Annotated in this window: 15 protein-coding genes and 1 pseudogene; 8 read left to right on the top strand and 8 right to left on the bottom strand. The window is 51.7% G+C overall.

What is annotated here, in order from left to right:
- Positions 1 to 352: 352 nt before the first annotated feature.
- Positions 353 to 1,567, top strand: a complete 1,215-nt coding sequence (gene porV / locus B036_RS0125140; protein ID WP_044103839.1) for a type IX secretion system outer membrane channel protein PorV — start codon at positions 353 to 355, stop codon at positions 1,565 to 1,567.
- A gap of 229 nt (positions 1,568 to 1,796) precedes the next feature.
- Positions 1,797 to 2,885, top strand: coding sequence for a DUF1015 family protein (locus B036_RS0125135; protein WP_020571503.1), 1,089 nt, complete (start codon positions 1,797 to 1,799; stop codon positions 2,883 to 2,885).
- Positions 2,886 to 2,887: 2 nt separating this feature from the next.
- Here the strand turns inward: B036_RS0125135 and B036_RS0125130 are convergent, their stop codons facing one another.
- Positions 2,888 to 3,727, bottom strand: a complete 840-nt coding sequence (locus B036_RS0125130; RefSeq protein ID WP_020571502.1) for a sterol desaturase family protein — start codon at positions 3,725 to 3,727, stop codon at positions 2,888 to 2,890.
- A gap of 188 nt (positions 3,728 to 3,915) precedes the next feature.
- On the opposite strand from B036_RS0125130, the gene B036_RS0125125 reads away from it, so the two are divergent.
- The 3 genes from B036_RS0125125 to B036_RS0125115 all read left to right on the top strand — a co-directional run bounded on the left by B036_RS0125125 (position 3,916) and on the right by B036_RS0125115 (position 7,264).
- On the top strand, positions 3,916 to 4,689 hold the full coding sequence (locus tag B036_RS0125125) for an ion transporter (RefSeq protein ID WP_157472425.1): 774 nt from the start codon (positions 3,916 to 3,918) through the stop codon (positions 4,687 to 4,689).
- Positions 4,690 to 4,991: 302 nt separating this feature from the next.
- Positions 4,992 to 6,380: a hypothetical protein gene (locus tag B036_RS0125120; protein ID WP_020571500.1), complete on the top strand. Its 1,389-nt coding sequence runs from the start codon at positions 4,992 to 4,994 to the stop codon at positions 6,378 to 6,380.
- Positions 6,381 to 6,412: 32 nt separating this feature from the next.
- Positions 6,413 to 7,264, top strand: coding sequence for a M15 family metallopeptidase (locus B036_RS0125115; protein ID WP_020571499.1), 852 nt, complete (start codon positions 6,413 to 6,415; stop codon positions 7,262 to 7,264).
- A gap of 61 nt (positions 7,265 to 7,325) precedes the next feature.
- On the opposite strand, the gene B036_RS32670 is transcribed toward B036_RS0125115, so the two are convergent.
- On the bottom strand, positions 7,326 to 9,056 hold the full coding sequence (locus B036_RS32670) for an ArnT family glycosyltransferase (RefSeq protein WP_020571498.1): 1,731 nt from the start codon (positions 9,054 to 9,056) through the stop codon (positions 7,326 to 7,328).
- Positions 9,057 to 9,188: 132 nt separating this feature from the next.
- On the opposite strand from B036_RS32670, the gene B036_RS0125105 reads away from it, so the two are divergent.
- Both B036_RS0125105 and B036_RS34485 read left to right on the top strand, forming a co-directional pair.
- Positions 9,189 to 9,689 carry a hypothetical protein gene (locus B036_RS0125105; protein ID WP_020571497.1) on the top strand — a complete coding sequence of 167 codons (501 nt, stop codon included), beginning with the start codon at positions 9,189 to 9,191 and terminating at the stop codon, positions 9,687 to 9,689.
- Positions 9,690 to 10,260: 571 nt separating this feature from the next.
- Positions 10,261 to 13,041, top strand: coding sequence for a TonB-dependent receptor (locus B036_RS34485; RefSeq protein WP_020571496.1), 2,781 nt, complete (start codon positions 10,261 to 10,263; stop codon positions 13,039 to 13,041).
- Positions 13,042 to 13,198: 157 nt separating this feature from the next.
- Here the strand turns inward: B036_RS34485 and B036_RS34675 are convergent.
- From B036_RS34675 to B036_RS0125085, 4 genes and pseudogenes are all read right to left on the bottom strand, one after another.
- Positions 13,199 to 13,522, bottom strand: a pseudogene (locus tag B036_RS34675) (transposase); the annotation flags it as partial.
- A 584-nt stretch (positions 13,523 to 14,106) separates the two neighbouring features.
- Positions 14,107 to 16,641, bottom strand: a complete 2,535-nt coding sequence (locus tag B036_RS0125095; RefSeq protein ID WP_020571495.1) for a BamA/OMP85 family outer membrane protein — start codon at positions 16,639 to 16,641, stop codon at positions 14,107 to 14,109.
- An 89-nt stretch (positions 16,642 to 16,730) separates the two neighbouring features.
- Entirely contained in the window at positions 16,731 to 17,471 is a 741-nt protein-coding gene (locus B036_RS0125090) for an isoprenyl transferase (RefSeq protein WP_020571494.1), read from the bottom strand.
- A gap of 250 nt (positions 17,472 to 17,721) precedes the next feature.
- Positions 17,722 to 20,223, bottom strand: coding sequence for a TonB-dependent receptor (locus B036_RS0125085; RefSeq protein WP_020571493.1), 2,502 nt, complete (start codon positions 20,221 to 20,223; stop codon positions 17,722 to 17,724).
- A gap of 818 nt (positions 20,224 to 21,041) precedes the next feature.
- Here B036_RS0125085 and B036_RS0125075 point away from each other — a divergent pair.
- The gene (locus B036_RS0125075) at positions 21,042 to 22,154 is read left to right on the top strand and encodes a DUF2279 domain-containing protein (protein WP_020571491.1); all 1,113 of its coding nucleotides are present in this window, start codon (positions 21,042 to 21,044) and stop codon (positions 22,152 to 22,154) included.
- A 150-nt stretch (positions 22,155 to 22,304) separates the two neighbouring features.
- Here B036_RS0125075 and B036_RS0125070 read toward each other — a convergent pair whose 3' ends face one another.
- Positions 22,305 to 22,859 (bottom strand): hypothetical protein, encoded by a 555-nt coding sequence (locus B036_RS0125070; RefSeq protein ID WP_026232337.1) that lies wholly within the window; start codon positions 22,857 to 22,859, stop codon positions 22,305 to 22,307.
- A gap of 20 nt (positions 22,860 to 22,879) precedes the next feature.
- Positions 22,880 to 23,263: a hypothetical protein gene (locus tag B036_RS0125065; RefSeq protein ID WP_020571489.1), complete on the bottom strand. Its 384-nt coding sequence runs from the start codon at positions 23,261 to 23,263 to the stop codon at positions 22,880 to 22,882.
- Between the last annotated feature and the right edge of the window lie 359 nt (positions 23,264 to 23,622).

Below are 23,622 nucleotides of genomic sequence, written 5' to 3'. Positions count from 1 at the left end.
GAAGCAGAAAACTACTGAGCCTGCCAAAATAAAGGCGCAATATTTTGGAACAGCGGTACAAGATAATCAGCTACGGCGTGCCGGCAGGGTTTAGTTACCACACCGAAAGAAAACGCCTAAACCTGCCTGTCCGTACCACAAATCTCCTGCACAAGTCATCCATCATGAAACAAACCGATGAAAACCCTAACTTTGCCCCCTCAAAATCATCCCTCCAAAAATAAGCCCCCGCAACCAACCGTTAAAAAAGCCTTAACGGGCATCACGCCAGCCTCTAAAGGCGATTAATCTGTGGCTCCACCATTGACAATTTCCCCGGTGGGCATCATTTTCGGAATTATTAATAGCTACCATGCAACGAATCTTACGCAACTCTCTCTGCTTTATCGCGCTCTGCTGCCTGAGCCTTTCTTTGAGTGCTCAAAACGCTTGTGTCCTCGATGAAAACGAAAACCCGGTAACCCCGGGTACTGGTCTTCCCTGTGTGAATACCGTAGTCTCTGCCGTCCCTTTCCTGCGCATCAACCCCGACGCCCGAGGTGGTGCCATGGGCGATGCCGGTGTGGCACTTAGCGGTGACGCCAACTCGATGCACTACAACGCCAGTCGCCTCGCCTTCGCTGAAGAAGACCTGGCCCTGGGCGCCACGTACACTCCCTGGCTACAGGCACTGGGCCTCAATGACGTCTACCTCGCCTACCTCGGCGGCTACAAAAAGCTGAACGAGTTTGAGGCAGTGGGTGCCTCCCTGCGCTACTTTAGCCTGGGAGATATTCAGTACACCGACGTAAACGGCATGAACACCGGAACGGGCAAACCGAACGAATTTGAATTCGCCTTAGCTTACACCCGTAAGCTAAGTGACCGGTTCAGCGCCAGCCTGACGGGTAAGTACATCAACTCCAACCTGGCCAGCGGCCAGGAAGTGAGTGGTGTCGTCCTCGAAGCTGGCCAGGCATTTGCCGCCGACCTCGGTTTTACCTACCGTAATGACAACATCCGGACCAGTGGAGGCAAGAACAACAAGTTTGCCATCGGTGCCGCCATTACCAATATCGGCGCAAAGATTACTTATACGCAGGATACCGTAAGGGACTTCCTGCCCGCCAACCTCGCCGTCGGCGCCGCCTACACCTTCCAACTGGACCAGTACAACGAGTTCACCATCACTGCGGAGACCAATAAGTTGTTGGTCCCTACCCCGTGTGATGGTACAGACGTCAACTGCGACCAGGACCAGATCGATGACCAATCGCCCATCGCCGGTCTCTTCAGCAGCCTCAGCGATGCGCCACAGGGCTTCGGTGAAGAACTTCGTGAATTTACCTACAGCATTGGCGCTGAATACTGGTACGACAAGCAATTTGCCGTTCGCGCCGGTTACTTCACCGAGCACAGTACCAAAGGTGGCCGTCGGTACCTCACGGCGGGTCTTGGACTGAAGTACAACATCTTCGGTCTGAACTTCAGCTACCTGGTCCCGACTGGCAATCAGCGTAACCCACTCGACAACACACTACGCTTTAGTCTGCTATTTGACTTTGGCGCCACTGCCAGTGCACGTTAAAATTTCTCTTCAGGAGGTTTTTCTGCTATACTAACGCAATTTTAAGGGGGTTAACTCCGTATATTGCAACAGACGCCGGTTGCACACCGGTCGATTAAAGATTTTTTATAACTGGGGTTTAGTTCAGGAGAGGTGTGGCACTTGTGCCACGCCTCTCTCTTCTTTTGTAGCAATAACTATTGGCAGCATATTCGACTAAAAGCTACCTTGCGGCAACTACCCCATTATTATGTCCGTAGAACTGCTCCCTTTTCCCAAATTTTACCACCTGCCGTTTGGCTCAGTAGTAGGAGATTTACCCAATACAAGAAACGGGGTAAGCTCTTTGCCTGATCATATTTTTGATCAGGATCATTACGCTTACGCCCACTTGACCATTCGCAAGGAAAACCGTGGCGAAAATTGTACCGGCATTTGCGGATTACTTCCATATAGCTACTTTCTTGATGGTACTGTTCGCCCTCATGAGCAGACCTTACTCTCCAGGCTTAATCGACAGGAGACAATGGTCCTGGCCGATAACGGTGCGTTAGGCAAGCCAGTATTACTCACGGTCCCCTCACTCAAAGATTGGTGGGCAAAAATGGATGAGACCCACAGTATCACAACGCCTTGCCTTGATTTTGTCGGTAAGGAAAACTATTATGAGCTACGTTCTTACCACATGAACAGCTTTTACAGTGAAGTAGCAAGTGATGACTATCCGCTACCGCAGGTACCCGCCCTCTCTGATTTTGGCCCGCTTTGCATTGCCGACGGCCACCACCGGGCCGAAACCCATGCCCGCCTGGGCGCCGCAGGCGTCCCCGGTTTTGAGTTCGTCCCCGTTTGCCTAATCGGTGCCGACGAACTCACCATCGGTGCCTTCGCACGGCTGATCGACGACGATCGGCCAATAGACAAACTGCTGCCCTCACTTACGCCGTTTTTTGAGGTTGAGCCACTAGAGACACCGCAGGCACCAGTTCAGCCCGGTGAATGGCTGCTGACCCGCAACGGTAGGAACTTTCGACTGCGTAGAAAGGATAGCCCTGCTAACGCTCCCATTGATGTTGAATGGCTGGAACACACCGTCCTTCCCGCAATATTTAATATTACGGACACCCGTTCGGACCAGCGCATCACCTTTGAACCTGTAGAGAATACGGCTGAGGGTCTGGTAGACTTTCTTCCTCCGCAGGAACATATCTGTCTTGTCGGTTTCCCCTTGCCAAAAAGTATCTTCTTTGCGGAAATTGAGGCGGGCAGATTACTGCCGCCTAAGAGCACGCGGTTTGAGCCCAGGGTGCCCAGTGGGTTGATTGTTTGGAAACCGTAGCGCTACAGTTTTTCTTCGACGTCGTACTGCTTGGTCTCCCGTTTCACAAACGGGATTTTGAGCATTTGCCCAATATTGGAATGGTCCGCAGTATCCATGTGCGTATCGACGCCATAAACAAGCTTCCGGTTATCGACGGCAGCGTAGGTCCCCAGGACCTTATCCCAAAAACTAAAGATGTTACCAAAGTTGGTGTCCGTATAGGGCATTCGGTAATGGTGGTGAACGCGGTGCATATCCGGCGTAACAAAAACCGGGCTTAGAACCTTATCGAGCCACTTCGGCACTACGATATTGGCGTGGTTGAATTGGGACAACACCACACTCATACTCTGATATAGGAACACCAGCCAGATCGGTGCGCCGACAATAAGAACGGCCGCCGTAGTAAATACGAAGCGGATCACACTCTCTCCGGGGTGGTGGCGGTTAGCCGAAGTGGTATCGATGTGCTGGTCTGTGTGATGAACCAGGTGGAAGCGCCAGAGCACGGGAATCCGGTGTTCTGTCCAGTGGGCTGCGTAAGCACCGATTAGGTCCAACAGCGGCAAGCCAAGTAGCAAAGTCGCCCAAAGGGGCGTATTTAGCCATTGAAGCAAGCCGAAATTGGCGGTGACAACCCATTCACTGGTCGACACCAGAATAAAGGCCAGGAGAAAGTTTACGATGATCGTAGTCAACGTAAAGAAAAAATTGATACCCGCATGCTTCCATTTTCCGTAGTTGGCGGAAAAGAGCGGAACCGCACTCTCGATCAACCAGAAAATAGTGATTCCGCCCACCAGGATCAGGCTGCGATGTGAAGAAGGGATGTCCGTAAAATATTGCACGATCGTTTCCATGGGCGTAAAATACGGCCTGCTTTTAAATTATTGGTTGTGGGAGGCCATGGGTGTGTAAGGAGCGTACTAGAGATCATCTGGTCATACACTTACCCTGCAAAGACTCAGGTTGAATTTTTTTTTGGCTAACTTTGTCCACCCTTAGCAGACTGCAACCATCGCAACACCTGCAACCACTGCCCGACCCCATGCTAAAACGCCTTTTTCTCAGCGAGCGCGCCATGCTCACCGCCATCATCATCAACGCAGTGGTGATCTTTGCGCTGTACTTTCCTGAGTTCCGGGATAATTGGTGGCTGCTGACCATTGACCATGCGTTCATCCTCTTCTTTCTGGTAGAGGTGATCGTTAAGCTGGCCGTACTAAAGCCCAAAGAATATTTTAGTGCAGCGTGGAACAGGTTTGATTTTCTTATCGTAATGGGAAGCCTGCCGGTGTTTCTGGAAGGCGTGCTAGACATCCCGGATGCCGCTGGCCTACTGATCTTACTGCGCTTGTTCCGGCTGATTCGCCTGGTGCGGTTCCTACGGTTCATTCCCAATATTGAGCAGGTCATGGCCGGGCTCGGCCGGGCAATGAAAGCCTCCGTTTTTGTATTGGCGGTGCTGGTTTTCCTCAATTTCATGCTGGCGATCATTACCTGCCACTTCTATGCTGATATGGCACCAGAGTATTTTGGCAATCCTTTAGTCAGCATTTACAGCATCTTCCAGCTTTTCACCCTTGAAGGATGGAATGAAATCCCGGCCGCCATCGTAAAGACCACTGATAGCCCAATGACCATCGGCATGACCAGGTTCTATTTTGCCATAGTCGTCGTTTTGGGCGGCATTTTCGGTATGAGCCTGGCTAACGCAGTTTTCATCGACGAGATGATGATGGACAATAATAAAGACCTGGAAGACAAGGTTGATGCGCTAACGGAGGAGATCCGGGCTTTAAGACGGGACTTAGGAGCTTAGGAACCAGGGAACCAGGCCGTCGTTCGCGGCGATGCACTTCGTGGCTGCCTTCAGCGGTCGCTTGCTTACTTTAAGCGAGGAAGCGAAAGCGCACCGAGTGGTATATGCGGTAGCCTGGCTCTTAGCTCCTGGTTTCTAGTTCCTGATTCCTAGCTCCATAGTTTGTAAAAAGGCGCGGCCGCAGGTGCGGCGACAAGGACAAAAGAGCAAGGAAGGGTGAGAAAAAAATTAACTAAACGCGAATCAACAACAATAAAGCCTTCGCCGTTTCAGTCGGTGAATCTTCTCAACGCTAAAGGATAATGCTAAAAACATCCTGCTTTAACCTCTTATTAATTGTTCTCACCAGCCCTTTATTCGCCCAGGCAGACCCGGGCAAGGATATCCTGGAACTGGATTTTGGCGGATATGAAATCGACCTTACGGACATCCCTTTCCTCATCGACGAAGTAATCGATGCTACGGGGACCGGAGGAGCCTCTCTCGGCACTGCCCACAAAGGAATCGGCAACCGGCAAGTGGACCTTAAAATCAAAAACGGTCTGGAACTTGGCCTCAGCAGCCTGTTTCTCCGCAGCGCAAATCAGCGGGAAGAGACGCTGGCCAAAGTACGGATCACTGCGCTTACCCTAAACGAATTTGTAGGGGCTACGAGCGAATCAGCCAAGGTGGAGTTGGAAGCAGAATTGGCGATTCCCTCTAAAGATGGTTTTTTGCTGTACGGACCTTTACGGTTCGTTGACGTACGCAGCGGCATTGACGTTACGGATGGGCATCCCAGGGCGCTCATCAAGGCATTAGAAAAAATACTCCGCCAGTTCCCGGAAGAGGTGGCGGCTACTCCGGGGCGTACAGTTTCCGAGCCCGAGCTGCGCAAAGCCCCGAACGACTACGCCGTAGACAAGAAAGACCTTAAAGAAATCCCTGATGGCTTTTATCAGACTTTTATGGATTTTCGTGCGGGTACCGTATCTCATCCGGTCCGGCCTGAGGTGCGAAAAACCCGCGATCCCCATATCGATGAAAATGGGAAGGCCTACGAAATCATTACCCTGAAACGCCCCCAGGAGGTAAAAGCGCGGGAGTTCCAGGAATTTTGGGGTGCACAAATAGATGGTAAGCCTTACCTCAAGATCCAGGACAATTACTTCGAGGTCTGGCGAGACGAGCAACAGCAGTTAATGGTGGCCTTACCCAGGGAATTATTCAAAAGTGAAAATGGGGGAACCATTGCTGCAGCTTCGGCTATGTTCGGAATAATCGGAGGATTGGTCGCCAGCGCCATCGTAGATGGAGACTATGGGGAGATCGCCATTTATCGCTTTTCTTCCAGGGATGGAAAAGTCATTGTCTCGGAGACTAACTCTGCTGATGAGGTAAGTGGCGTAATCCTGAACAGTTCCGATTTCAGCAGTAAGGACAACGTGCTGCGGATCCGAAACACCGCCGGTATGTCAAAAGTGGTGAAACCCGGTGAATACATCCTACTTGGGGAAGTGGAGGAGGTCTGCCTTAGCGTTGACGATGGGCAAGAAACCTGCGAAAAAATTTCGGTGAACGAGTCTTCCTCCACATTCTACCAAATAACGGTAAAGAAAAATGGGCGTTACCGCCTGACCTGGATGCCGGATGAAGCAGCCGAAAAAGTGATTACTCAACTTAAGGAAGGTGCCGTAAAAGCCATTAAATAGGAACCTTTTACTGAACGTACTACCTTCGCCCTATGAAATTGATATCTCTGGCCCTCCTGTTTCTTTTATTTGCCTGTTCACCCTCCGCTCCGAACCCGGAGACCAAGACGGTAGAAGCAACCGTATCTACGCCCGCTGCCCTTCCTACCTCCCCTGCACCTGCGCCCCCGCCACCTGATACTTTGCCGGAACCCGAAAATTCTGATGCCCCGGTCATCCCCAGCCAGGCCTACCTCACCGGTAAATTTGACCCTGCCAACCACCCCGACTTCGTAAAAGTAGCAGCTAAATACACCGATGGAGATCCCTACGTGTTGCACCAAGACACCTACGCCGGGTTTGAAGCCATGCACGCTGCCGCAAAGGCTGATGGCGTAAAGTTGGTGATCGTGTCGGCAACCCGCAATTTTAAGCGGCAAAAACAAATATGGGAAGCCAAGTGGAACGGGCAACGCCTGCTCGAAGGCAAAGAAAAAGCCGATGAAGTTTATCCTGAACCTGCCGACCGCGCCCGGGCCATCCTCCGCTACTCCTCGATGCCCGGTACCAGCCGCCACCATTGGGGCACCGACCTGGACCTGAATGCCCTGAATAACGAGCATTTCAAATCGGGGGAAGGTAAAAAAGTCTACGACTGGCTCACGGCTAATGCCGCCACCTACGGCTTTTGTCAGCCTTATACACCAAAAGGAGCCGAACGGCCACAAGGCTATGAGGAAGAGCGCTGGCACTGGAGCTACCTTCCAATTGCTACCCAACTGACCGATTATGCCGTCTCCCAAATGAAGGATGCTGACATCGGAGGCTTCGCCGGCGCAGCGGCGGCCACCGAAATCGAAGTGATCAACGACTATGTGCTTGGGATAAATAGGGAGTGTCTATAGTCAGTTGTCAGGTTGTCCCGTTTTCGGGATACTGAATTGGCTCGGCACCCCGACAACTTGACTATCTGACTATAAGACTACTCTTCCGATCACTCTGCCCCCGGAGCGGTGGCATCCCTTCGTACCCCAGCCCGAATTCTACTTCGACTGGCCCTTCGGGGGCGTCCGTCGGGATTTTTATAGTCCTGCTGTAGATTATTGTGGGTTCATTGGGCATTAATACAGCAGTTGCTACTTCATTTAGCTGAGCGAAGTCCATCGTGCCGTCTGCGTAATGGAAGGTAACAAAAGGACGTAGTGGAAGCGGCCGCGCAAGTCCGAAGCGACGTGGAATGGTCCCCACAATTTCAACGGGGTAAATATCTCCGGACGTAACGGTATCAGGCAGGGTGACTGGCGTAGTGATGACTAGTTGCTTCGCGACCTGAAAATCGGCAATCCGTGCAGTCAGCATGTCCCGGGTTTGGGTTCTAAAGGGTGTCCCGGCAGGATACTCCCAGGTTTTCTGCCCCAGGAGGAGTACTTCCTGGCCATGGTATATGGTGTCAGCCGTCCACAGGTCATACTGGTTCAGACGATATTGTACGTCGGTGAAGGTCCAGGCGGGATTACCGGTATAAAATTCATAGAGAGAGGCCAGGCGATAGCTGTTCTGGACCATTACGGGCAGTCCGTCGGCCCGTTCAGCCAGGCGTTCAGTCCATGGTTCGTGATCGAAAGGTTTTTCGAAAGGGAGCCATTGACGCGGAGCCATTAACAGGAGCCGGGCCAGCAATAAAATTCCGATGGTGATGACTGCCAGCAGGTAAATACGTGGCTGCCACCCGGGGAATCGGTCCTTAGCTGTTTCGAAGAGGAGGTAAACCAGTGGGATGCTGAGTAGCGCGGTCCATTGTGCTTCAGTACCGCCTTTAGTGGTGGTATAGAGAAAAAACAACAGGAAGCCAATTACCAGCCAGCGACAAACGGTAGCGAAATCAGGGGTTGCAGAAAGTTTGGTATTCACCAGTTCCTTAAACTTAACCGGACCCGATTTAACGAACGTCATTACGTAGTAGAACAGCAGCAGGGGGCTAAAAATAACCAGCTGATTCAGCAAGTACTCAAGGGTGTATTTCAGCTCGTAGGCGTCGTTTCGCCCACTCAGGTGGTAGCGAAAAGAGGGAAAATCATTAGCGTATTGCCAGTACATATGTGGCAGGAACAGGGCTGCTCCGCCCAGCGCGGCCAACCATGCCCCGGGCTTTCGCAGCAGCCACCAGAGATACGGCAAAACGGAGAAGAAGATCAGCATTACTCCGTGGTATTTGCTGTAAAGGAGGCCGGCCATGGTCAGGCCCCAAAGCGCGCCATTGGCCAGGGTAGGTCCGTGTAGGAACCGGCGGTACGCCAGTAAATATAAAATACTGAAAAGCAGCAGTGGTCCATCGGGCGTGGCAATAAAGCCATAGACATGGAGAAAAGGCTGAGCGGCAACTAATGCACCAGCCAACCAGAGCAGCTTCCCCCTTGGGCGACCAAGCAGATGCCACATCCCAGCCACCGTGGCGGCACCGGCCACTACGTGGCCCAAACGGAGACCTAAGGTGCCCGGCAACCAATCTTTTCCCAGACTGATCAACACGGCCACAGCGGGAGGGTGGTCAAAGTACCCCCAGTCCAGCCGGCTGGCGTACATCCAGTAGTAGGTCTCGTCGGCATCAAGTGGCGTAAAGGCAGCCTGTAGTAAATTGAGTAAAAACCATACCAACAGGAACCAAACCGGTGAGATCTCTTTACGAGGTAATTCCATAGGGGCGAAGGTAGCGATGTAGTCAGAGAGTCGAGTGGTCAGTAGGCCAAAGAGTTGGTATGATTGACTGACTATTTAATTCCCAGACGACTTGACTCCTCTAATATTTGACTATTTGACTACTTTTACCCCATGCACCCCACTACTCTACTTTTTTTCTGCTCACTGCCCCTCTTACTGGTTTCCTGCAAAAACGAAACGTCCACCGTTGACGCCTCACCTCCTGTCGCAGACATTTCTAAAGCATTGTTAGGAACCTGGGAAACGATTGAAGTAGAAGCCAAATCACCTACCTACCAGGGGCTTGACACAACCATCCACCAAACCATCCGCGAAGCGGATTGGGGGCGTCTTTATGGTGTACGCCCTGCCCGAACGGTTTACACCGCTGACGGAAAACTTAAGCGGACCTACTACAATTCGAATGGCCAGATAACGGATGTGACCAACGGCCTCTGGAAAGCTAAGGGGACGGATAGCCTGCTTGTTATCGAACCAAATACTACCCTCAATTACCGTCACCAACTCGACGGTGAACGTTTAACCCTTACCGGAATTATTGATTGGGACTTTGATGGCGAACAAGATGATGAGTACCGCGCGGTCCTAAGACTTGTATCCCGTACTAATTGATGTCGCTGGAATTATGGCAAAATAATACCCCGTGCGCTGTCTTCCTTTCCCCCTACATTAGCACAGGGCCGCTTTCTAATGCGCTACTTTCGTGGTCTTTTGACTTTGGGTAAAGGGCAATAATGAGTGGTCTGAGTCGAAAAAATTTCAGTGTTTATCACCATAGTAGAGTTATTCGTCACTTCCAGCAATATTATAGTGTTTAAGCAAATTCATTTCCGTTCTTCAGGCATCGTAAATACATGGCGAAAATTCGCTGATAAATTAGATGTACCAACAAAAAAAATATGAAAAACTAATATTTGCCAATTGAAACCTATACCTTGCGGTATTCCTCAGAAATAAACCGGCCATCTTTTCTCAATTCTAGGATGGCCTATATTAAGTTTCTGCCTTAAAATATGGTTAGCGACCAGCAGAAATCAACATTCCCAAAAGAGACTAACAAGAATTTAGGCCATTCCCTGTCGGGTGGAACGGTAGCAGCGGGGTACATACCACCTTGTTAAGTAGTAACGTAGTATAAATTAGTGTCAGTTCCGGCCTGACCTACAACATAACTCGCTTTTTTATGAAACCAATTTACTTCAAACTGGTAGTTGCCCTGTTGGCGTTACCTATATTTCTTCAAGCCCAGATGGTGTCTGGCACAGTAACTGACGGTAATGACCCAGTGATCGGTGCCACCATCGCCGTTGGGTCCACGGGCACCGTGACTGATGTCGACGGTACGTACAGCCTTGATCTTAAATCTGCCGGCACCTACAAGCTTTCGGTAAGCTATATCGGCTATGAGACCGTCACCGAAACATTTACGCTTGCCGCAGGCGAGAATAAAATATGGAACGTTGACCTGGAACTCGGTGCCACCCAGCTTACCGAGCTCATTGTCGTAGGTTCACGAACGGCTCCCCGGTCCTCTACTACCTCCCCCCTTCCGGTTGACGTATTCCGCGCGAAGGACCTGCTCTCTACCGGTCAGACAACCTTCGATAAGGCGCTCCAGTACCGGGTACCGTCGTTCAACACCGTGCAAACGCCGGTAAACGATGCCACCTCCCTGCTTGATCCCTACGAAATCCGTAATATGGGCCCCAGCCGTACGCTGATCCTCATTAACGGAAAGCGTAAGAACCTCTCTGCCCTACTCTACACCCAGACTTCTCCGGGACGTGGCGAAACCGGTGCTGATATTTCCGGTATCCCCGTAGACGCCATCAAGCGGATCGAGATCCTGCGCGACGGTGCCTCCGCCCAGTATGGTTCGGATGCCATCGCTGGTGTAATGAATGTTATCCTGAAGGACGACGCCGATGCCGGCTCCTTCACCCTCCGCACCGGGATCACCAGTGAAGGTGACGGTGAGATGTACGGCATCGCGCTGAACAACGGTTCCAGTCTGGGGCGCGACGGTTTTATCAATTACACCCTCGACCTCAGCAAGACCAATCTTGCTAACCGCCCGGGAACAGTCGATGCCGCCGGCGAAGCCGGTGACTTCGGTGCACCGTTGGCTGACGTACAAGCCTTCCTCTCCGCTTACCCCGACGCACGTAACATCAACGGCTCCCCGGAAACAACCGCTTCTAAGGTCGCCGTCAACTTCGGCAACAAGATGACGGAGAACACCGAAATCTATGGAGACGCCGCTTACATCTACAAGCGCGTCAATTCTTTCGCCAACTACCGTACCCCTTACTGGCGTACGGAAGCAGACTTCCCCTACCTCGCGGATTTCTTTCCCGACGGACCAAACGGTGAGTACATCGGTTATGTGCCTACTTTTGAGGGCCTCCTGAACGATTACAACGCTACCCTCGGTTTCCGTACCAAGAAAGATGGCTGGATCGCTGATCTGAGCTTCACCATCGGTGGCAACCAACAGACTTATAAGGTCAACCAGTCGCACAACCGTAACGAGGTATTGGTTCCTAACTGGGTAGATGCTAACGAAGATGGACTACAACAGCCAAGCGAAGTTACTTACGCTCAGCGTTACCGTGAGAACAGCCCCATTACCTTCGATCCCGGTGGCACCCGCTTCACCCACACCGTTGGTAACATCGACATCACGCGCCGACTTTCCGATAAAGTAGGTATCGCTTTCGGTTCCGAGTTCCGTAACGAGAACTTTACCATCATCGAGGGTGAGCTTTCCAGCTACGAAGCCGGTGGTGCTGACTCCTTTGCAGGTGCTGACCCCCGTAACTCCGGTAAGTTCAACCGCTACAACTTCGGTGGTTACGCTGATGCTGCCTTTGACTTCACCGATGACTTCCTCGTGAACGCTACCGTTCGTTTGGAGAACTACTCAGATTTTGGTAACGCTTTCGTTTACAAGGTTAGCTCGCGCTACAAGTTCAACGAAGACAAGATCACGGTCCGTGCTTCCTTCTCCACTGGCTTCAAGGCCCCTACCCTGCACCAGATCTTCACCCAGAAGGCTCAGTACAGCTTCATTCCCGGTCAGGGCATTCAGGTTGGCGGTCTCGTCAATAACGTAAGTCGTGAGGCTCGCCTCCTCGGTCTGCCTTCGCTCGACCCCGAGAAGTCAACCAACTTCACCTTAGGTGTAGGTCTGCGTCCATCTGATGACTTGAGCATTACGATTGACTACTACAACATTAAGGTGGAAGACCGGATCATCCTGTCTACTGAGATTGGCGGCACCGACGGTGGCGGCACACAACTCGATCAGATCCTTACCGACAACAACCTGTCTGACCTCAGCTTCTTCGTTAACGGCATCGACTCCCGCACTTCTGGTATTGACTTCGTGTCCAACTACCGTGGCCTGAAGCTCGGTGAGAATATCCTCAATGTCAACCTCTCTGGTAACTATGTACTCCAGAACGAACGTATTGGTAACGTTAAGAACCCCGCTATCGTCGCCAGTGCCGGCCAGACGGTCTCCAACCAGACCCAGGAAGCTCTTTTCTTCACTTCCCGCCCTAAGTACAAGGTCATCCTTGGTCTTAGCACTGACATCGGCAAACTGGGTGTATCCCTGAACAATACGGTATTCGGTCCTACGACCTTCTACCAGCAGGGTCTCGACGCAGGGATCTTCACTGAGTTCAACACCAAGGTCGTAACCGACCTGGCGTTCAACTATGGGATCTCCGAGAAGACGACGCTCTCCCTGAACGTCAACAACATCCTCAACGTACTGCCAGAATGGGAATGGAAGTCTGAGATTTCTGGTGACCCCCGCCTACAGGATAGTGAATTCCTGATGAATCAGTCTAACCTCATCACCTTCAATCAGCGTTACTCGCAGATGACCTACGATGGCTACCACTTCAGCCAGTTGGGGACTATGCTCAGTGCAGCACTGAACGTCCGGTTCTAGTCAGGCTATCGGGTTGTCAGGTTCTCGGGTTCTCGCTCGATTGATTTGATTTACTTGAATAAACTACGCCCCCGTCAACGGTTGTTGACGGGGGCGTTTTTTTGGGCGGGCGCGCAGGTGCAATATCCGGTAGAGGGCTTGCAGCCCGATAATCCTATCAAACAAACAAATCTTTATATTCCGGATGCAAATAAGTAAACTTCCAATCTTGCCAATTTTCCACCAACCCTGCAGATACCGGATTATTTAAAACATACCACATTACGCGCATAAATCTCCCAGGCCGCACGTCCCGATCATAGTATGACGGTGTCCAAAACGGCTGGCCTGTAGCGTCCAGAATTAGATTAGACTGCCGGGAAGTATGTCGTTTTAAGGAGCTCATTATCGGGCCGAGAGTAGCTGTTTCAAGGCCGTTTGGTGCTCGAACAACTATATGCAGGTGATTCCCCATTATACAGGCAACATATAGAAACCAACGATTATTCTCTGCAGACTAATGTAATGCATTCATTACCAGATTCGCGATTTCCTGCCTATTCAGATGATATGGACCATTCGATAAATCATGTAGCGCTTCATCAATCCCAAAATGGTATTTACCAGAGATTCTTTGTTGAATCCTACGTAGTACTTCAGGGATCTTCGACTCCGGAGAGCTATACAATGCGTTTAGCGAGTCAGTTCGTTCACGTTTCAATCTTTCGATCTATGTTTTGGGGATGCTTCCATCTAAACGAAGAATGAGGTGCGTAGGAGTTTGAGTAAGGTCACGATGCGGAATCTTTGCTCCGTATTTTAAGGTGTTAATAAGACAGTATGTTGTTAATGCAGCAATATAGGTAAATTACAAAAAAATACAATTTATATTATTTTTATTTTATTTTAAACATTTTAAAAATTAGTGGGCATTATTTAGTTTCAAACTTACCCTTGTGCTTTGGGGGATATTCGTCGGGCTGCAAGCCCTCTACCGGTTAATGCGCACCCGCCAAAAAACAGCAAGGCCACCCGGAATCCCCGGATGGCCTTGCCAATTTGCAACCTGAAATTTGCAACCTTCAATTACTCCGGCTCGAAGCCAAGGATAATGTTGAACGTACTCAGGTTACCGTTTTCGGAAGCGTTCCTGTCCTTGTCAAAACCGACTCCCCAGTCAAAGCCGAGGGTACCGAACATGGGCAGGAAGACGCGGGCACCGAAGCCGGCAGAACGCTTGAGATCGAAGGGGTTGAAGTCCCGGCTGGTCCTCCAGGCATTACCCGCCTGGGCGAAGGCCAGCACAAAGATGGTACTGGACGGATTAAGGCTGAGCGGGTAGCGCAGCTCCATCGTATACTTACTGAAGATGGGAGTAGCTCCCTGTTGTCCGGTAACCGGGTTGAGGTTGGCTTCGAGTTCTTCAATCTCGTAACCACGCAGGGAGATAATATCCACCCCGGCAAACTGAAACTGCTGGTTGTTAATACCATCACCACCCAACTGGAAGCGCTCGAAAGGTGCGACGCCTACAGCATCGTCATAAGCTCCGAGGTAACCGATCTTAGCCTGGGTCTTGAGGACAAACTTGCCCACCAGCGGAGTATACCAGTCAGCATTCAGGCGCCACTTGTGGTATTCCAGGTAACGGAAACGCTCTTCTACGTCCGCCAGGTCTTCAGGATCACTGCTGCGCAGGCCAAGGTTACGGTAGGGCGGCGTGAGCTGTACTGTCAGCTCGATATTAGAGCCCTGCTTAGGGAAGATCGGATCGGTCGCAGTAGAACGAGACAGGGTAAACTGCCCACTGAAGTTGTTGAAGTTGCCGTTTCGGACACTTATCCCATCATCGGTGATGAATAGGTTAGACCACTCATTGAGGCTCAGTATTTGCATGTTGATGCCTGCACGGAATACAAAGTTATCGTCCGGCCAACGCAGTCGTGTACCAAAACTAACTGAGCCCTGTTGGATGATCAGTTTCCGTGGCGCACTCTCGATACCGAGGTCGTACTTGTTGTAGAAAGCAGATACCGTGAGTGACGTTGGGCGCTTACCTCCAAGCCATGGCTCCGTCAGGCTCGCATTGTAGCTCTGGAAGAAGCGACCGTTGGTCTGGGCTCGCAGGCTCAGACGCTGACCATCTCCCTGTGGCAGCGGGTGCCAGGCTTCTTTGTTAAATAGGTTCCGCAGGGAGAAGTTGTTGAACGTTACCCCAAGGGTACCGATTACACCACGTCGACCACCCCAACCGGCGCTGAGCTCCAGCTGATCTGAAGGTTTTTCCTCCACGGTGTAAATAATGTCCACCGTACCACGATCGGGATTAACCGGCGTATCGATGCCGAGGGTCTCCTGGTTGAAATAGCCGAGGCCGATGATCTGCCGCTGAGAACGAATGATGTCTGAACGAGAGAACTTCTGCCCGGGACGGGTGAAAACTTCGCGGCGGATAACGTGCTCGTGGGTCCGGTCGTTGCCGTTAATGACCACTTTGTCGATCGTTGCCTGTGGTCCTTCAAAAATTCGCATTTCCAGGTCAATGGAATCACCAGCGATGGCCACTTCGATGGGATCTACGCTGAAGAAGAGGTAGCCATTATCCATGTAGAGCGAAGAAACATCAGCGTTATCCTGGCTGAAGGAAAGGCGGGATTGCAGTTCCTCTTCGTTGAAGATATCTCCTTTCTCGATACCCAGTACCTGACTAAGGGTCTCGTCATCATAGATGGAGTTTCCTTTCCAGGTAATGTTACGGAAGTAGTACTGGTTACCTTCATTGACTTTCAGGTCAATGATCAGATCTCCGTCTTCATTCCGGTACAAACTGTCGCTCAGAACCCGCGCATCCCGGTAGCCCTGAGTATTGTAGAAGGCAACAATCGCATCCTGGTCTTCCTTGTAAAGGTCCGGGCGGAATTTGGAAGACTTCAATAACCGGCCTTTCTGGCTGGTTTCTTTCATTTTCTTCCGCAATTTTTTGTCACTGATGGCCTCATTACCAACGAAGTTGATCTCTTTGATCTTGACCCGATCTCCACGATCTACGTTAAAAAGGAGTCTTACCGAGTTTGCCCGGCTTGAGTCAATCTCCTCCTCCACCTCTACTCTGGCGTCGAGGTAACCTTTCTCAATAAAAAATTCGCGGATACCTTCGGCTGCGTTCACTTTGGAGTCCTCGGTAACGATGCCCCCCCTTACGATGTAAGTATTAACAACCTCGTTCAGGTCCTCGTGTAAGCCTTGCTTAACACCAGTATAGCTGTGGCGAAGGAAGCGCGGACGCTCCTCAACCCGCAGGCGTAGGAAAATCACGTCTCCAATTACCTTCTCCTGCTCAATAGCAACGTCGGTAAATAACCGAAGGCGCCAGAGGTTCTTAATGGCCCGGGGAATATCCGGTCCGGGAATGCGAATTTTATCGCCCACGCTAAGGCCGGTAACACCAATGATGGCATTTTGCTCGGCGAAGAAGGCGCCCTCCACCGAAATGGCACCGATTTCGTACTCCTGGGGGCTGGAGTAATCGTAAACCGGAAGGTTGAGTGTATCAGTCTGAGCGGTTACAGTAGCAGCCGTCAGCAGACAAAAGATAAAGGAAAGGTATAAGCTAAGTCTCATTCGTCGCTTTATTTGCCGCAAGAAAAAAATGGTAGGAATGCGGCTCCGGGGTAAAAGACAATGTCTTGAAGAGGGTGGTTGGTCGGGGGTTAGGTCAATTGTTCGCTTGTTTTGCCAAACCGTCGTTCCCGTTGCTGAAAATCGAGGATCGCGGCATACAAATCAGGTTTACGGAACTCAGGCCAGAATACGGGACTGAAGTAGAATTCAGCGTAAGCTGCCTGCCAAAGGAAAAAATTGCTCAATCGGTGTTCTCCACTGGTACGGATGATCAGTTCAGGGTCGGGAAACTCCCGGGTACTCAGTTGCTGATCAATGATCGATTCATTAATGGTCGTCGGGTCAAGGCGGCCAGCAGCCGCTTCTCCCGCCACCTGACGAATGGCCTGCGTCAAATCCCATTTCCCGCTATAATTCAGCGCCAGGATCAGTTCCATTCCTTCATTAGTAGCAGTATTGGCAATACCAAAAGCCAGGGCGTCCCGCGTTGCTTCGGGTAACTGGCTGGTATCACCGATGGCCCGCAGGCGGATGTTGTTCTTTAGTAAGGTCTCCATTTCAGAGCCGATAGTATCTACCAGCAGCTGCATCAGCGCCCCAACTTCCATCTCCGGTCTACTCCAGTTCTCGGTACTGAAAGCATAGAGTGACAGGCAGGAGACACCAAGTTCGGCGCAGGCTTCCACCGTTGCCCGAACAGACTCCACCGCGCTGTGGTGACCGAACACACGTGGTTTACCCTGGCCTTGCGCCCAGCGTCCATTACCGTCCATGATCACACCGATGTGGCGCGGAAGACGGGATTTATCGATTTGGTTTTCTAGTTCCATACCTTATTAGGCCGCAAAGGTACGCTTTTGAAGTGAGTTGGCGAGTTGGTTAGTCACTGAGTTGCTACCGCAAGTAACACTCACTTCGCTGCGCTTGCTCACCTTGGGTGAACGAGCGCAGCGCAGCAAACGGTAACAGCGGTAGCAACTCGGTGACTCGCCAACTCAGCAACTCGCTCACTGAGCAAGCGCAGCGCAGCAAACGGTAACAGCGGTAGCAACTCAGCGACTCGCCAACTCAGCAACTCACCTAAAAGTCCAGGCCAAGCCCCAACAGTACATTACGCCCAGCCTGAGGGTACAAGCCTATCGTTGAAGTTTCAGCACCAGCAAAGTTAAAGCGGTAGCTCCAACCGTTGGAGACGTAGAGCTGATCGGTAAGGTTACGGACCAGGAGCGTAAAGCGAAGGGAAGGTCCTGGCTTTTCGATACGTGCCGGATCGCCGGCCGGATTCATCGGGGTGACGGGCAATTGAATGACCGGACGGCGCAGCTTCAGGCCGTAACTGAGGCGAAAGTCCGTGTAGTTATAGGCAGCAAGCGCAGCGCCTGCAGTGCCGGAATTATCAACGTAGCGTTCCCCGACGTATTTGGTCTGCAAGCCAACTTCAAGGCGGTGACGGCCACTTGTCAGGGCGAGGTAGTTCAGGTCCAACGCACCGACAACCGAAGGACTGAAGGCCAGTTCCGTGTCTTCCCGCTCTACGGCATCCTGGCCGAGCCAACCAAAGTTTTCATCGTAGCTGTCCAGAAATTCCGTGTAAGCCCTCACCCGGTTGCGGCTCAGCGCCAGGTTACCGCCGACCGTAAATTTGCGTGAAGCCCGGTAGCCCCCCTCCAGCTCAATACCGAGGCGGTAGCTTTCGGGTACGTTGGCACGGATTAACTCGCCAACATCGTTGAGCTCACCGGTGACCACCAGCTGATCTTTGTAAGCCATGTGGTAAAAGTTGGCTCCGTAGTTAAAGTTACCTCGCTGCTTCCGGATGCCGATTTCGGTATTGTACAGTTGCTCTGGCCGGGGCCGGGTTGCCGTAGGGTTTTCGGTGTAATCATTACGATTGGGTTCCCGCTGCGCAACGCCGAAGCTGGCGTAGGCCTGTCCGCCGGTAAAATTATAAAGCAGTCCGGCCTTAGGGTTAAAAAAGGTATGCGTTGCCGTTTCGTCAATGCGGCTCAGGTCATTGGCGAAGCCGAGAAATTCGTAGTTGACGTGCCTTACCTGCAGGTCCACATAGGCTTTCAGGGGGCGCGAACGCAGGTTCAGGGGAAGGTCGAAAGAAGAGCGGAGGTAGTTGGAGAAATCCCGTTTAACTGCGTCGTTATCGTAGTACCGGTCACGGATTTCGGAATCGCCCGCGTTGCGGGCCCAGATGACTTCGCCGTAGTGATCGCCGAGGTATTCGTTGGCAGAGCCACCGAAGGTAATGTCCAGATTTGCAGAAGGGCGATAGCGGAGGCTGTAGACGGCACCGTAGAAGTGATTATCTAACCAGCGACGGCGGATGAGGTCAGATTCCGTCACCTCGCCGGCGTCGATACCATAGTCCGCTAGGTCTTCACCGGCTTTGTACTGCTCGAAGTAACCAAGTCCTCTGGTGTAATGACCACTGAGGCCGAGGCTCCACTGGCCGCCGAATTCGTTGTTGTAGTGAAGCTGGTAGTGGTTCTGGCGGTAGTTGTCGACTTCGTTATCGTAAGGCTCTCCCTCTTTTTCGGTGCCAACGGAGTTGTAGGTCCGGCCGATCGTATCGATCTGTCCCTGGGTAACGCCGTTCCAGGACTGGTAGGTCACCTCATTGCCGCCGAAGGCGTTGAACCGCCACACGGCACCTGCGTCCGCGCCCACATACGTAAGCCCCGCATAATAGCCTTCCAGGTCAGCCGAAGCCCGGTCCACGTAGCCATCCGAATGCGTCTGGCTATAGCGGGCATCAATCTTCAGGCCGCTATCCATCAATCCGGAGGTGTAATTGACCGAACCGCGGCGGGTGCCGAAACTGCCCACGCTACCGTCGATGCTCAGTTTAGGCGCCTCGCTGATCTGGTTGGTCTTAAAATCGATGGTCGCACCGAAGGCCCCCGCGCCGTTGGTACTCGTACCCACTCCCCGCTGAATCTGGATGTTGTCGGCCGAGCTGGAGAAGTCCGGCAGGTTGACCCAGAAAACGCCCTGACTTTCGCTGTCGTTATATGGTATACCGTTGATGGTCACGTTCGTCCGCGTCGGATCGGAGCCCCGAATCCAGATGCCGGTGTACCCTACCCCCGTACCTGCGTCGGAGTTGACGACCACGGAAGGTGTCCATTTCAGCAGGTAGGGCGCATCCTGGCCGAGGTTCCGCTTTTGAATTTCGGCTTTGGTGACGTTGGTGTAGGTGACTGGAGTTAAGGAGGTCGCGCGGGTGGCCGTGACCGTGATCTCATCAACAGCATAGAAAGGTACCAAGCCTGCTTCCGTCCATTGCAACGTTAAGGTTCGCCCGTCAAGGAAGGAACTGATGGCCACCCGGCTGGGGGTATAACCTGTATTGAGGGAGAGAAAACCATTAACGTACTCCGGTGGAACAGTCAAAGCAAACTTACCCGCTATATCGGTAGTTGTTGAAATATCGGTACCCTCTAATGTCGCCGACAAGCCAATGAAAGGTTCTCCTTCGTCAGTTAGCGCAATACCGTTAATAACTTTTTGTCCCGTAAGCCCACCAAAGTAAGCCAGCGCCAGGGCGGCGCAGAATAGAAATCGCATCATTGCGAGAAAATTTTTCCCTACCTGGCATTACCCGGGCAGGTTCCTGATTAAAAAATCTAAGGGTATGATCTCAGCCGGCGTTTGGAAACGCTAGCACCCCCTTTATCGAGGGCAAAGGTACAAACTGAGTTGGAGAGTTGACGAGGCACTGAGTGGCTGCCGCAAATGCCGTTCGCGGCGCTTCGCTTGCTCACCTTAGTGAGTTGGAGAGTTGATGAGTGGCTACCGCAAGTACTATTCGCTTGCTCACCGGGGCGAGTGAGCGCAGCGAAATGAGCGGCAACAGCGGCAGCCACTCAGTGACTCAGCAACTCAGTGACTCACTATTCAGCGATTCAGTTCGTACATTGCGCCTGTAAAAAAAGAAACCGGCCGCCCAAAGGGCAACCGGTCCGAAAAAAGAGCTTTGAGAGGCTATCTACATACCAAAGTTTTGGAGGGGTCATCCTCCGAGGTCGTCAAAATTTGAGATTATAAATCCGCTTGTATCTAATGTTCGATGAGATTACGGGCGTTTGTGCCAAAATGTGTGATGAGATTAAATTCGCTTAAGATTTGTGTATGTCTGAGATTAAAATTTGTAAAGTGGTCGTGGTCGTAAATTAACTGAGATTACAATTCGCTTGTGCCTTAACAAGTTTTCAAGCAGCTTCTTTAGTTGTTATGGTTGTTAAGAAGTTGATCGATTTGCCAACCGTTCTTCCTGTTGACATTACAAATGTGCAGCAAGAATTCAGCCAAACCATGTACAATCGCCATCTTTTTTGGATTAAAAAAAGCGATGTAAAAATATCTAATCAGCTGAAAAACAGTAGATTATGAATAAAAACACCCAACTTAAAGGGAATTTAAGCACAAGTTATACCGAAAGAGCTCCCCTGCTTTTTTTTAAAAAAATCTTCTTTTTGGGTCAAAACAATCATTTTTTAACACTTTCGGCCACCATTTTCTTTCTTTTCCTGTGTGGCACTGGTCAGCTTCAGGCACAGATTACTCCCGATTTTTCGCAGAGAGACCCACTTGCGGGCATCGCACCTGATAATTGGCTTACGCCAGATACTTCCTTCAACAAATCCCGCTTCTACATCTCCGTCGGCACCGGAGCCACTCTGTACGGAGCAGCAAGCGTCGGCCTTTATCAGACCTGGTACGCCGGTTTCGACCAGGTGGGCCTGCATTCTTTCAATGATTGGCCCGAGTGGAACCAAATGGATAAAGCCGGCCACGCTTTCACCGCTTACATGTTCAGCCGTTACGCCTTTGCCGGTTTTAGGTGGTCTGGTCTGAAACGGCCCGCAGCACGCTACGCAGCCCTTGGCGTAGCGAACCTCCTGCAGGGCACCATTGAGACCCTCGACGGATTCTCTGCCGAATGGGGCTTCAGCTGGTCAGACATGGGGGCCAACCTGACCGGTAGTCTCCTCTTTACGGCGCAAGACATTGCCTGGCAGGAACAACGGATCCTCCTCAAGGTCTCTAATGATCTGCGATCAATTCCCGACATACCGGTCTTCAACGGTAATGGTGCGGAATCCAACCTGGGATACATCGTCCGTGATCGTTTCGGCAGCAACATCTTTGAACGGTACTTAAAGGACTATAATGCCCAAACGATCTGGATGAGCGTCAACCCGAAGGCATTCCTGCCAAAAAGCAATCTCCCCGTCTGGCTTAACGTAGCGGTTGGCTATGGTTCCGAAAACGTTTACGGTGCCTACGGCAACAGCTGGCGAGAGGGCGGCGAAAGCTTCCGCTTCCCGGAAGAGCGCTACCGGCAATGGTTTTTAAGCCCTGACATCTACTTCAGCCGAATCCCCACCAAAAAACGCTGGGTAAGGTTGACCCTCGGAATTCTGGATTTCATCAAGTTCCCGGCGCCGGCGCTTGAGTATAGCGAGGGTGGGTTTAAGGGGCATTGGGTGATGTGGTGAGTTAGTTCATAGTCGGTAGTTCATAGTTCAGGAGTTCAATAGTCGGTAGTTCATAGTTCAATAGTTGTTGCTGACTACAGACTATCGACCATGAATTACCCCACGAGCGCAGCGAGCATCTCCATGCGGCAGCAACTATGAACTAACATACTATCGAAAACGCAGTAACAACTGTCGCCCCTCCAAAGTATCCGGTGCATCGTCAAACAACAGCACGGTGTAAGCCAGTCCGCGGTCTGCCTTATATATAGCAATGAGCTGCGCGGTGGCGTGGGGGCTGTAGCTGGTCTTGGGCCGGAAGGTGTACATCCGGGCCCAATCGGCGTTAAGTACGGCCAGCTCCTCATCGTCGAAGGAGTGAACGGTCGTAACGGCGTCATCGGCGTTACTCGCCAGGTTCATCACCAGCAGGCCGACCCGCATATGTGGTCTTTGGTAGTAGAGATCGTTTGCTGTTTCCGGGCGCAGGTGAAGGCGAATCTCCAGCTTCTCTGTTTTGCTACGGACCGTCAATTGGTCGGCCAGGTAATCGTTTTCGGGGTTCCTGAGCAATTTAAAATCAGCGTCGAAGGGATGATTTACCCGTATGTCGAGGCTATCGAGTAAAACCTGAATTTCAGGCGTCAGGGGCAACTGGGCATGGAGCAGGCCACCGGAAAGCAGCAGGAGTAAGAAGAGAGGCTTCATGTTTATTAAACGGTCCATCCCGGGAGAAAGGTTGGTGCCTATTTCGCTGCCGGAGCAAAAACGGACGTCAATCTTTCTACTAAAAGGTTTGTCATCCTTCGGTGGACGTTGCTTTCGTGCTCGAGGTAGTAGTCCATTTCGGCGGAGGTGAATTGCCCCAGTGCAAGGCCGAACAGCAGGTCTCGCAACCGATGGTCCCGGGTCACCATTTCTTTGATCTTCCCGGATCGTTGATCGGCAGGGAGTTGCTCCAGCTTTATTTTTCGCTTCACCAGGAAGTGCCCGAAGATGGACAGGATCAGGTCGTGCTGCAATTTCATGATCGGCCGCAGGGTGTCGTTCTGAAATTTTTCATCAGGCGCGGCCGCAGGTGCAAGTTGGAGTTGAGGGCGCAGGGTGAGGCGAATTTCGTCGGTGGGCATAGCTTTCAGGATTTAGTATTCAGGGGTCAGCAATCAGGAGTTAGGAGTCAGGAGTCGGTATACAGCACTCCGGGCTCAGTATCCAGCAGCCAGGGTTGGGAGGTTCTACGGGGTATCAATCTGAAATCACATTTTTTGTTCAAAAAACGCGCAGCGTTTTCAATAGCCCTCCTCCATGGGGAAGGTTGGGAGGGGGTTGCGCAATGTGCTGTACAAAGCAGCGAGCATCCCGCCTGCTCTTCCACCCTTCCCAGCACCTGCGACCCCGCCCCTTCTTCCTGCTTTCGGGACCGAAAAAGCATCCCTTTCGGCGTAGCATATACCAAGTTTTTCAAATTGTCGTATCTTCGCGTCCCCAA

The sequence above is a fragment of the Neolewinella persica DSM 23188 genome, from assembly GCF_000373105.1.
Classification (GTDB): Bacteria; Bacteroidota; Bacteroidia; order Chitinophagales; family Saprospiraceae; genus Neolewinella; species Neolewinella persica.
Note: the sequence above shows the minus strand (reverse complement) of the source record. Positions and strands in the feature narration are given on the sequence as shown.

What these genes read in the sequence shown, in the direction of transcription:
- B036_RS0125065 (WP_020571489.1), bottom strand. Translation starts at nt 23,263, where the DNA reads ATGCCCACCGACGAAATTCGCCTCACCCTGCGCCCTCAACTCCAACTT.
- porV (WP_044103839.1), top strand. Translation starts at nt 353, where the DNA reads ATGCAACGAATCTTACGCAACTCTCTCTGCTTTATCGCGCTCTGCTGC.
- B036_RS0125125 (WP_157472425.1), top strand. Translation starts at nt 3,916, where the DNA reads ATGCTAAAACGCCTTTTTCTCAGCGAGCGCGCCATGCTCACCGCCATC.
- B036_RS0125105 (WP_020571497.1), top strand. Translation starts at nt 9,189, where the DNA reads ATGCACCCCACTACTCTACTTTTTTTCTGCTCACTGCCCCTCTTACTG.
- B036_RS0125135 (WP_020571503.1), top strand. Translation starts at nt 1,797, where the DNA reads ATGTCCGTAGAACTGCTCCCTTTTCCCAAATTTTACCACCTGCCGTTT.
- B036_RS0125090 (WP_020571494.1), bottom strand. Translation starts at nt 17,471, where the DNA reads ATGGAACTAGAAAACCAAATCGATAAATCCCGTCTTCCGCGCCACATC.
- B036_RS0125095 (WP_020571495.1), bottom strand. Translation starts at nt 16,641, where the DNA reads ATGAGACTTAGCTTATACCTTTCCTTTATCTTTTGTCTGCTGACGGCT.
- B036_RS0125075 (WP_020571491.1), top strand. Translation starts at nt 21,042, where the DNA reads ATGAATAAAAACACCCAACTTAAAGGGAATTTAAGCACAAGTTATACC.
- B036_RS0125115 (WP_020571499.1), top strand. Translation starts at nt 6,413, where the DNA reads ATGAAATTGATATCTCTGGCCCTCCTGTTTCTTTTATTTGCCTGTTCA.
- B036_RS0125120 (WP_020571500.1), top strand. Translation starts at nt 4,992, where the DNA reads ATGCTAAAAACATCCTGCTTTAACCTCTTATTAATTGTTCTCACCAGC.
- B036_RS0125070 (WP_026232337.1), bottom strand. Translation starts at nt 22,859, where the DNA reads ATGGACCGTTTAATAAACATGAAGCCTCTCTTCTTACTCCTGCTGCTT.
- B036_RS34485 (WP_020571496.1), top strand. Translation starts at nt 10,261, where the DNA reads ATGAAACCAATTTACTTCAAACTGGTAGTTGCCCTGTTGGCGTTACCT.
- B036_RS0125085 (WP_020571493.1), bottom strand. Translation starts at nt 20,223, where the DNA reads ATGATGCGATTTCTATTCTGCGCCGCCCTGGCGCTGGCTTACTTTGGT.
- B036_RS0125130 (WP_020571502.1), bottom strand. Translation starts at nt 3,727, where the DNA reads ATGGAAACGATCGTGCAATATTTTACGGACATCCCTTCTTCACATCGC.
- B036_RS32670 (WP_020571498.1), bottom strand. Translation starts at nt 9,056, where the DNA reads ATGGAATTACCTCGTAAAGAGATCTCACCGGTTTGGTTCCTGTTGGTA.